The organism is Leisingera sp. ANG-M6, assembly GCF_000813905.1.
Lineage (GTDB): Bacteria > Pseudomonadota > Alphaproteobacteria > Rhodobacterales > Rhodobacteraceae > Leisingera.
The window spans coordinates 82,419-92,224 of the sequence record NZ_JWLG01000010.1 but is presented as its reverse complement, the minus strand read 5'-3'; the positions used below and the strand labels follow the sequence as shown (position 1 = coordinate 92,224).

General features: G+C 63.8%; 10 protein-coding genes. 7 read left to right on the top strand and 3 right to left on the bottom strand.

What is annotated here, in order from left to right; translation table 11 throughout:
- Window positions 1-145: 145 nt before the first annotated feature.
- Window positions 146-745, bottom strand: coding sequence for a hypothetical protein (locus RA24_RS08355; RefSeq protein ID WP_039190951.1), 600 nt, complete (start codon window positions 743-745; stop codon window positions 146-148).
- 129 nt (window positions 746-874) lie between these two features.
- Window positions 875-3,223: a DNA topoisomerase IV subunit A gene (locus RA24_RS08350; protein ID WP_019296570.1), complete on the bottom strand. Its 2,349-nt coding sequence runs from the start codon at window positions 3,221-3,223 to the stop codon at window positions 875-877.
- Window positions 3,224-3,466: 243 nt separating this feature from the next.
- On the opposite strand from RA24_RS08350, the gene RA24_RS08345 reads away from it, so the two are divergent.
- The 6 genes from RA24_RS08345 (at window position 3,467) to RA24_RS08320 (ending at window position 7,867) form a co-directional block, all read left to right on the top strand.
- The gene (locus tag RA24_RS08345; protein WP_039190949.1) at window positions 3,467-4,165 is read left to right on the top strand and encodes an SH3 domain-containing protein; all 699 of its coding nucleotides are present in this window, start codon (window positions 3,467-3,469) and stop codon (window positions 4,163-4,165) included.
- 36 nt (window positions 4,166-4,201) lie between these two features.
- Window positions 4,202-5,035: an SDR family NAD(P)-dependent oxidoreductase gene (locus RA24_RS08340; RefSeq protein WP_039190947.1), complete on the top strand. Its 834-nt coding sequence runs from the start codon at window positions 4,202-4,204 to the stop codon at window positions 5,033-5,035.
- A gap of 66 nt (window positions 5,036-5,101) precedes the next feature.
- Entirely contained in the window at window positions 5,102-5,305 is a 204-nt protein-coding gene (locus RA24_RS08335) for a twin transmembrane helix small protein (protein WP_019296573.1), read from the top strand.
- 6 nt (window positions 5,306-5,311) lie between these two features.
- A complete protein-coding gene (locus RA24_RS08330) occupies window positions 5,312-5,884 on the top strand; it encodes a cob(I)yrinic acid a,c-diamide adenosyltransferase (RefSeq protein ID WP_039190945.1) in 573 nt (190 codons plus the stop codon).
- Between the two features lie 295 nt (window positions 5,885-6,179).
- Window positions 6,180-6,938 (top strand): electron transfer flavoprotein subunit beta/FixA family protein, encoded by a 759-nt coding sequence (locus RA24_RS08325; RefSeq protein ID WP_019296575.1) that lies wholly within the window; start codon window positions 6,180-6,182, stop codon window positions 6,936-6,938.
- Window positions 6,938-7,867 (top strand): electron transfer flavoprotein subunit alpha/FixB family protein, encoded by a 930-nt coding sequence (locus RA24_RS08320; protein ID WP_019296576.1) that lies wholly within the window; start codon window positions 6,938-6,940, stop codon window positions 7,865-7,867. Before RA24_RS08325 ends, RA24_RS08320 begins: the two co-directional genes overlap by 1 nt.
- Window positions 7,868-7,949: 82 nt before the next feature.
- Here RA24_RS08320 and RA24_RS08315 read toward each other — a convergent pair whose 3' ends face one another.
- A complete protein-coding gene (locus tag RA24_RS08315) occupies window positions 7,950-8,771 on the bottom strand; it encodes a DUF6473 family protein (RefSeq protein WP_039190943.1) in 822 nt (273 codons plus the stop codon).
- A 154-nt stretch (window positions 8,772-8,925) separates the two neighbouring features.
- On the opposite strand from RA24_RS08315, the gene RA24_RS08310 reads away from it, so the two are divergent.
- Window positions 8,926-9,801 carry a 3-hydroxybutyryl-CoA dehydrogenase gene (locus tag RA24_RS08310; RefSeq protein ID WP_039190941.1) on the top strand — a complete coding sequence of 292 codons (876 nt, stop codon included), beginning with the start codon at window positions 8,926-8,928 and terminating at the stop codon, window positions 9,799-9,801.
- The last annotated feature ends 5 nt before the right edge of the window (window positions 9,802-9,806 follow it).

The window sequence follows — 9,806 nt, the reverse complement described above, 5'->3', positions numbered from 1 at the left end:
TCAAACTTTTCCTTAGCCATTGCTTAGGCGCCCTTTTGAAATGAGGGGTCGCTTGCCGACCCGGTTTCCTCTGCGCCGGCGGATTATTTGGTTTGCCGGCAAAAATCAACCCGTTCCTGCTTGACAGGGGCGGTTTTCGCGCGCCTCAGCCAGCCGGTTGCGTCTCTGCCGCAGCCGCGTCTGCGCCGGCGCTGGATTCCGCCGCTGCACGCGGGGCAAACCAGCCTTCCGCCTCGTGCTGCTCGGCCATCCACTCCTCGACCTTGTCGGCGATATTGATGGCAAGGCCCTGGATCTGCTCCTGCTTGGTGCGGGCATGGCCGGAGCCCAGCACCGCGCTTTCGCCGGTGGTGCTTTCGAAGATCTGCATCTGGTGCTTCTTGGCGAGGAATTTCTTCTGCGCCACGTCATAGACAAAAACGTTCACCACCACCGCGCTTTTGGGGGAGAACAGCACCGGCACGCCGGGGGGGGCCAGCATGAAACCTTCGAGCGTCACCGCGACGTCGTACTGCTGGACGCCGTCATAGCGGCGCAGGCGGGTGTTCAGCGCGTTTTCGATCGGCGCAGTCCATTCGCTGTGCTCGGCGTCGCGCGACAGCGGCCATTGCAGCGCTTTCTCGGTGTAGACATGGGTGACACGGGCCTGGAAGGCGCCCAGATCCTCCGGCGCTTCGTTCAGCTGGGTTTCGCCGCAGGCGGCGAGCAGGGCCAAAGAGGCAAGCACGGAAAGAACGCGGATCATGGAAGTCCCCCAAGAGAAAGTCGGTCCCGCCCAGATAGCCGGGGGCGGCGGCCAGGGTAAAGAGGCGGAAACAGCAACCCCCGCGCGGGTGGCGCGGGGGGCACAGGCAGGCGGCAGGTTTCTGCTGCCTTACTTGAACTTGTAATTGCGCGGGAAGCCGTGCGGCGGGCGCTTGCCCACGCCTGCGCGCTTGCCGAGCCACTGGGTGAGGTCGGCCTCGTGGCGGGTCTTGCCGCCGCCCATTTCCCAGCGCAGGCCGTCATCCCAGTTGAAGGTGGTGATGTCGGAGAGGCCGCCGTCCAGTTCCAGCGAGCCCTGCTTGCCGCGGGCCATGTTGTACTTTTGCAGGCGCACGCCCTTACCGCGGGTCAGCTCGGGCATTTCCTCGACCGCGAAAACCAGGAACTTGCCGTTCTCGGAGACGATGGCGACGTGGTCGCCCTCCACCGGGATGCAGATCTTGGCGCGGTCGTCGTCCTTGACGTTCAGCACCTGCTTGCCGCTGCGGGTCTGAGCGACGATTTCCTTCTCGGCGCAGATGAAACCGTTGCCGGCATCCGAGGCCACCAGCAGGCGGCCGTCGGGGTTGTGGATCATCAGGTCGACGATTTCAGCCTCATTCGGCAGGTCCACCATCAGGCGCAGCGGTTCGCCCATGCCGCGCCCGCCGGGCAGATTGGCGGCCGACAGGGTGTAGAAACGGCCGTTGGAACCGAACACCAGCAGGCGGTCGGTGGTTTCCGCGTGGAAGATGAAGCGGGGGCCGTCGCCGTCCTTGAACTTCAGCTCGCGGTTCAGGTCGATGTGGCCGGTCATCGCCCGGATCCAGCCCATCTGGGAGCAGACCACGGTGATCGGCTCGCGGTCGATCATCGCTTCCAGCGGCACGTCCTCGACTTCGCCCGCCTCGGCAAACAACGTGCGGCGGGCGCCGCCTGCGTAGTCCTTGCCGAACTGCTTCTTGGTTTCTTTCAACTGCTCGGAGATGCGGGACCATTGCAGATCCTCGGAGGCCAGCAGTTCAACCAGCCCGGCGCGTTCCTCGCGCAGGGCGTCGCGTTCGCGGACCAGTTCGATCTCTTCCAGCTTGCGCAAAGACCGCAGGCGCATGTTGAGGATCGCCTCAGCCTGCACCTCGGTCAGCTCGCCCGCGCCGGGGGCCGGAGAGACATACTCGGCCTCGGTGAAGGCGCGGGGATGGTCCTTGCTCCAATCCTCGCGGATCAGGGCGGCCTTCGGGTCCTCGTCATAGCGGATGATGTCGATCACCCGGTCGAGGTTCAGGAAGGCAATGATGAAGCCTTCGAGCACCTCCAGCCGGTGATCGATCTTTTCCATCCGGTGGCGCGAGCGGCGCTGCAGCACGTCGCGGCGGTGGTCGAGGAAGGCGCGCAGCACCTCCTTCATCGAGCAGACCTTGGGGGTCACACCGTCGATCAGCACGTTCATGTTGAGGCTGAAGCGGATTTCCAGGTCCGAATTGCGGAACATCATGTTCATCAGAACCTCGGGGTCCACGTTCTTGGACTTGGGTTCCAGGATGATGCGGATGTCGTCCGCCGATTCGTCGCGCACATCGGCGAGGATCGGCACCTTCTTGGTCTGGATCAGCTCGGCGATCTTCTCGATCAGCTTGGATTTCTGGACCTGATAGGGGATTTCGGTGACGACGATCTGCCACTGGCCGCGGCCCAGGTCCTCGACCTCGTGCTTGCAGCGCAGGCGGAAGGAGCCGCGGCCGGTGCTGTAGGCCTTGGCGATGTTTTCCTTGGGCTCGACGATGATGCCGCCGGTGGGGAAATCGGGGCCGGGCACATAATTCAGCAGGGTGTCGTCGCGCGCATCCGGCGTCTTGATCAGATGCAGGCAGGCGTCGATCAGCTCGGCAATGTTGTGCGGCGGGATGTTGGTCGCCATGCCGACCGCGATGCCGGCGGCGCCGTTGGCCAGGATGTTCGGGAAGGTCGCGGGCAGCACTGCCGGTTCGGTCAGGCGGCCGTCGTAGTTGTCGCGGAAATCAACCGAATCCTCATTGAGGCCTTCCAGCATCGCCTCGGCCACGAAGGTCATCCGCGCCTCGGTGTAGCGCGAGGCCGCCGGGTTGTCGCCGTCGATGTTGCCGAAGTTGCCCTGGCCGTCGACCAGCGGGTAGCGGACGTTGAAGTCCTGCGCCAGGCGCGCCATCGCGTCATAGATCGCGGCGTCGCCGTGGGGGTGGAAGTCACCCATGGTGTCGCCGGAAATCTTGGCCGACTTCAGAAAGCCGCCGGTGGAGCTGAGGCGCAGGCGGTTCATCGCATAGAGGATGCGCCGGTGCACCGGCTTCAGCCCGTCACGCGCGTCGGGCAGCGCCCGGTGCATGATGGTGCTGAGCGCATAGGTCAGATAGCGCTCGCCAATGGCGCGGCGCAGCGGTTCCAGGATTTCACCCTGTTCGGGGGCAGACGGCATGTCGGGATCTTCTACCAGGTCGGTCATGCATCGGTGATACTTCCGCCGCCGGAATTGGTAAAGCGGGCGCGCGCGAAATTCGCAGGGTGCAGCGGCGCGCCCACGGGGTTCGGGGGAAGCTTGGGGGAGAATAAGGCGGACTCTCCCCTGTTTCCCCGCCGTTAACTTGCCCTAGATAGAAAGGAACCAGGCAGCCGCGCCGCGCGTTTCTTTTTCAAACCAATGCAATTCAGTGCAGCTGCCCGTGTGGTGGTACTAGGGGGACCGGTTATGTCGCGTTTTATTTTTGTGTCTTTCGCTTTTCTGGGCTGGGGCTTTTACGAACTCAGCGGGGGTGCGGATTTTGAGCCGCGCCAGGAGCGCTCTGAAGCGCTGGAAATTGCCAAAGCAGCATTTTCCGCACCGGATGAAACCCGGCAGGCCAACCGCAGCAGCCGGGCCGGCGAAGACGCCAAATCCCTGATCCGAAACGTGACTTTCCAGCCTGCAGGCAGCGCGCAAGAGGCCGCCCGGCCTGCGCGCCCTGCAGCCGACCCGCAGCTGCGCTCGCGGGTGGCGCTGCGGCAGATCACCCAGGCACGCCTGGCCATCAGTGACAGCACAAACGTGTTTCCGGCAGTTGCAGACCAGGGCGCCCAACTGCAGCTGGCATCGCTGGAGGGCGGCATTTCCAGCATTCAGACAGCCGCTGCCGGAACTGAGGTTCAAAACGATGCGTCCGAACCTGCGGGCGCAGCCCTGGCCGAGCCGCAGCCTGAACCGGAGAAGGACATCCGCCGAATCAGAGCGTCGCGCGTGAACATGCGGCAGGGGCCGGGCACCAATTACCCGGTGATTGCGCGTCTGCTGGGCGGTGACGAGGTTGTCGTGTTCGAGGACAGCGGCACCGGCTGGCTGCACCTGCGCGCGCCCGGCAAGGGCAAGGTGGGCTGGATTGCCGCTTCCCTGGTGAGCAAGAAACGCCCATAACTGGTCCCGGAGACTTCCGGGCAGAGGGGCACTCTCTTGAAGAAAACGATTCTGATTACAGGCTGTTCCTCCGGGATCGGCCTGGATGCGGCCCGCGGCATGCGGGAGCGCGGCTGGCGGGTGTTTGCCTCCTGCCGGCAGCAGCGCGACTGCGACCGGATGCGGGCCGAAGGGTTTGAGAGCCCGCGCATTGATTACACCGACCCGGAAAGCATCACCGCCGGCCTGAGTGAGGTGCTGGAGGCCACCGGTGGCACCCTGGATGCGCTGTTCAACAACGGTGCGCACGGGCTGCCGGGCGCAGTGGAGGATCTGCCGACCGAAGGCCTGCGTGCGATCTTCGAGGCCAACTTCTTTGGCTGGCATGAGCTGACCCGGCAGGTGATTCCGGTGATGCGCAAACAGGGGCACGGGCGGATCGTGCAGAACTCCTCAATCCTGGGGTTTGTGACCTTCCCCTGGCGCGGCGCCTATGTGGCGACGAAATACGCGCTGGAGGGGCTGACGGACACCTTGCGAATAGAGCTGAAGGGCACCGGCATCCAAATGGTGCTGATCGAGCCGGGACCGGTGACGTCGAAGATCCGGGAAAAGTCGATCCCGCATTTCGAGCGGTTCATCGACTGGAAAGTGTCACCGTTGCGCGACCTGTATGAATCGCGGCTGCTGAAGCGGCTCTATGAGGGCAGCAATGGCCCGGACCGGTTCGAACTGCCGGCCTCCGCCGTCACCGCCAAGCTGGCGCATGCCTGCGAATCCCGCCGCCCGCATCCGCGCTATTACGTCACCACCCCAACCCACATCGCGGGCTTTCTGCGGCGCATCCTGCCGACCCGGGCAATTGACCGCATCCTTGTGCGGCTCGGATAGGGTCGCCATCTGCGCGCGCGCAGGCTAGATGGGAGCGACAGAATTGATGGGCCTTTGGGGGACAGGATGAGCGATCCGCTGTATTATCTGGGACTGGCAGCCGTGGCGGCCGTGGTTGTGGCGCTGGTCATTGGCATCGGCGGCTTTGGCAAGGGCGGGGAGTTCAACCGCCGCAATGCAAACAAGATGATGCGGCTGCGCATCCTGTTTCAATTCATTGCAGTGGTGATCCTGCTGGCCTACGTCTATCTGCGCAGCCAGGGAGGATAATCGGCGATGGTCGTTCTGAACAAGATTTACACCCGCACCGGCGACAAGGGCGAAACCGCGCTGGGGAACGGCGAGCGGGTGGCCAAACACTCGGCGCGGGTCAATGCCTATGGCACCTCGGATGAGCTGAACTCCTTTGTCGGCGTCGCGCGGCTGGAAGCCGACGGCGAGATGGATGCGGCGCTGGCGCGCATCCAGAATGACCTGTTCGACCTGGGTGCCGACCTGTGCCGGCCCGAGATGGAAAAGGACGCCGAGGCCGAATACCCGCCGCTGCGGGTGGCGGTGGCGCAGGTCGAGCGGCTGGAAGCCGAGATCGACGTGATGAACAAGGATCTGGAGGCGCTGCGCAGCTTCATCCTGCCGGGCGGCTCCAGGCTGGCGGCACATCTGCATGTCTGCCGCACCGTGGCGCGGCGCGCCGAACGGCTGGCGACCGACCTCAGCACGGCTGAGGACGTGAACCCGGCGGCGGTGAAATACCTGAACCGCCTGTCGGATTGGTTTTTTGTTGCCGCCCGCACCGCCAACAACGGCGGCAAGGACGACGTGCTGTGGGTGCCCGGCGCCAACCGCTGAGGCGACCTGCCCCGGTTTGCCCGGTCTGATTCGCCCCTTGGCGCCGGATTTTTGCGAATCCGGCGCCAAACGCGTCATGCGGGACTCCCGCGCCCTGCCGTCGCGGCAGGCGGATTTCCCACCGGAAACATTCTTGCAAAAATGATGTTCCAAATGAGCAAACGCGACGTCGGCGTGCGCTAACGTGACGATTTTGCCCTGTTGCAGGCGCACACCAGCCGGTATCAACGCTGCGAGAGCATAGAGGGGGAGTCGCCCTGGGGCGGCTTGCCGTTTGTTAAGGAGAGAACGCAAAATGAAGGTACTCGTGCCTGTCAAACGCGTGATTGACTACAACGTGAAGGTCCGCGTCAAAGCGGACGGCAGCGGTGTCGATCTCGCCAACGTGAAAATGTCGATGAACCCCTTCGACGAAATCGCTGTCGAAGAAGCCATCCGCCTGAAAGAAGCCGGCAAGGCTGATGAGGTGGTTGCGGTTTCGATCGGCGTCAAGCAGGCTCAGGAAACCCTGCGCACCGCCCTGGCGATGGGTGCAGACCGCGCCATCCTGGTGGTTGCTGCCGACGACGTGCACACCGACATCGAGCCGCTGGCCGTTGCGAAAATCCTGGCCAAAGTGGTCGAGGAAGAGCAGCCGGGCGTCGTGCTCTGCGGCAAGCAGGCAATCGACAACGACATGAACGCAACCGGCCAGATGCTGTCGGCGCTGCTGGGCTGGTCCCAGGGCACCTTTGCATCCGAACTGGACATCGAAGGCGGTAACGCCAAGGTGACCCGTGAGGTCGACGGCGGCCTGCAGACCATTTCCGTGAAGATGCCTGCCATCATCACCGTGGACCTGCGCCTGAACGAGCCGCGCTATGCGTCGCTGCCGAACATCATGAAGGCGAAGAAAAAGCCGCTGGACGAGAAAACCGCCGCCGACTACGGCGTCGACGTCACCCCGCGCCTGGAAATCGTCAAGACCGAAGAGCCGCCGGCACGCGCCGCAGGCATCGTGGTCGGCTCTGTCGACGAGCTGGTTGAGAAACTCAAAGAAGCGGGGGCTGTGTAATGGCTGTTCTTCTCCTTGCTGAAGTGACCGACGGCGCGCTGGCGCTGGACGCGACCGCAAAAGCCGTTGCCGCTGCCTCCAAGCTGGGCGACGTGACCGTTCTGGCCGCTGGCGCCTCTGCTGCTGCCGCTGGCGAAGAAGCCGCGAAAATCGCTGGCGTTGCCAAGGTTCTGGTTGCCGAGGACGCATCGCTGGGCCACCGCCTGGCGGAGCCGACCGCGGCGCTGATCGCTGGCCTGGCGTCCGACTATGAGCACATCGTTGCTCCGGCCACCACCGACGCCAAGAATGTTCTGCCGCGCGTTGCAGCACTGCTGGACGTGATGGTGATCTCGGACGTCTCCGGCGTTGTCGACGGCAACACCTTCGAGCGCCCGATCTATGCCGGCAACGCGATCCAGACCGTGAAGTCCAGCGACGCCAAGAAAGTCGTCTCCTTCCGCACCGCGTCCTTTGACGCAGCTGGCGAAGGCGGTTCCGCTTCCGTGGAAACCATCTCGGCAGCGGCAAACCCGGGCCTGTCCGAGTGGGTTGAAGACAAGGTTGCCGCAAGCGACCGTCCGGAACTCACCTCGGCCGGCATCGTTGTCTCCGGCGGCCGCGGCGTTGGCTCCGAGGAAGACTTCAAACTGATCGAGAACCTGGCCGACAAGCTGGGCGCCGCTGTTGGCGCCTCCCGCGCGGCTGTCGACTCGGGCTATGCCCCGAACGACTGGCAGGTGGGTCAGACCGGCAAGGTTGTTGCACCGGACCTGTATGTCGCTGTCGGCATCTCCGGCGCCATTCAGCACCTGGCCGGTATGAAGGACTCCAAGGTCATCGTGGCGATCAACAAGGACGAAGAAGCACCGATCTTCCAGGTTGCGGACTTTGGCCTGGTTGCCGACCTGTTCGAAGCCGTCCCGGCCCTGACCGAAAAACTGGGCTGAGCCCAGCCGGACAGCTGACCAAAAGGAAGGCCCGCCAATTGGCGGGCCTTTTTCCGTTCTGATGGTAAGGGGGATTTGACGCTCAGGCGCGCAGCAGCGGCTCCAGGTCGTCGGCCAGCGCCTCTGCGATTTTCATGTGTTCCTTGGGGCCGATCATATGGCGGGCAGCCGGCAGCTCCATCGGGCCGAAGATCATGCCGGAAATATCCTGCGCCGCGGCAGCGGAGGCAGCCTTGATTTCGAGGATGCCCTGCACCTTGGGGCGCAGCGCCTCAGCCATGGCGCGGTCGACCAGCACCGGCTCCTCCGGGAAGCCGGCCTCGGCGTCGAGCGCATAGCGCAGCCACAACAGCAGGACACGGCCGTCCAGTTCATCGACCAGCCTGGTCATCCGGTCGATCCAGCTGCGCTGCAGCTGCTCGCGGACCTGCTCAAACCGCTGCGCGGAGATCTCTCGCAGGGAGCACAGCAGGTGCTTGTTGAAGTGGAACTCGGTGAAGTCGACCTCAGGATACAGGGTCTTGAGCGCTGGCTGGGCGGCAAGGAAGCGGTCGTTGCGGCGCGGATGCACCCGGTAATAGGGGTTGGAGATATTCTGCGCGCCCAGCATCTGCACCACGGTCAGCCGGGCGTTGCGGGCAACGCCGATCAGGCTGTCGTCATGCGCGAAACTGTCCAGCCCCGCGTTCACGCTGCCCAGGTTGACGCAATCCATGCCCAGCCGGGCCTGCAGCGAGTCGACAAAGGGAAATTCAACGAATCGCCCATAGACTTCGGTTCCGCCAAGAAAAGCGACATAAGGGTCATCCAGGGACCGTCGCGGCCCCCGCACCAGCAGTCTGGATTGACCATATCTGACTGGTTCCCCCGCAAGCGCCCCCGCGCTTTTGAGTTCATAGCTCATACTACCACCAAATTTTTCACCCGAGACTCACCCTGGCGGGCAACCATTGCAATTTCCCTAAAGTGAGAATTTGCCTCAAATCCGGGCCAGCTGCCCTTGTGCCTGCCCGCGCCCGGCCAGTATGGTTGCCGCAGCTATTTCAGGAGCCTGAGGCATGGAAATTCAGAAGGTTGGAGTGATCGGCGCGGGTCAGATGGGCAATGGCATTGCCCATGTCATGGCGCTGGCCGGATACGAGGTCGTGCTGAATGACGTCAGCCAGCAGGCGCTGGACGCCGCGCTGAGCCTGATCCACAAGAACATGGAGCGCCAGGCCAGCAAGGGGAAGATTTCGGAAGACGATGTGAAGGCCGCATTGGCGCGCATCGTGCCGTCGCTGAAGCTGGCCGACGTGGGTGCAACCGATCTGGTGATCGAGGCGGCGACCGAGCGGGAAACCGTGAAGCAGGCGATCTTTGAGGACCTGCAGCCGCATCTGCAGCCGCATACGATCCTGACCTCCAACACCTCGTCGATCTCGATCACCCGGCTGGCCAGCCGCACCGACCGGCCCGAACGCTTCATGGGGTTCCATTTCATGAACCCGGTGCCGGTGATGCAGCTGGTGGAGCTGATCCGCGGCATTGCCACCGACGAGCCGACCTTCAAGGCCTGCCAGGACGTGGTGGCACGGCTGGGCAAAACCTCTGCCAGCGCCGAGGATTTCCCGGCCTTCATCGTCAACCGCATCCTGATGCCGATGATCAACGAGGCGGTCTATACGCTCTATGAGGGCGTGGGGTCGGTGAAGTCGATCGACGAATCGATGAAGCTGGGCGCCAACCATCCGATGGGGCCGCTGGAGCTGGCGGATTTCATCGGGCTGGACACTTGCCTCGCGATCATGAACGTGCTGCACGACGGGCTGGCGGACACCAAATACCGCCCCTGCCCGCTGCTGACCAAATACGTCGAGGCCGGCTGGCTGGGCCGCAAGACCCAGCGCGGGTTCTATGACTACCGCGGGGAAACCCCGGTGCCGACCCGGTAACAGAC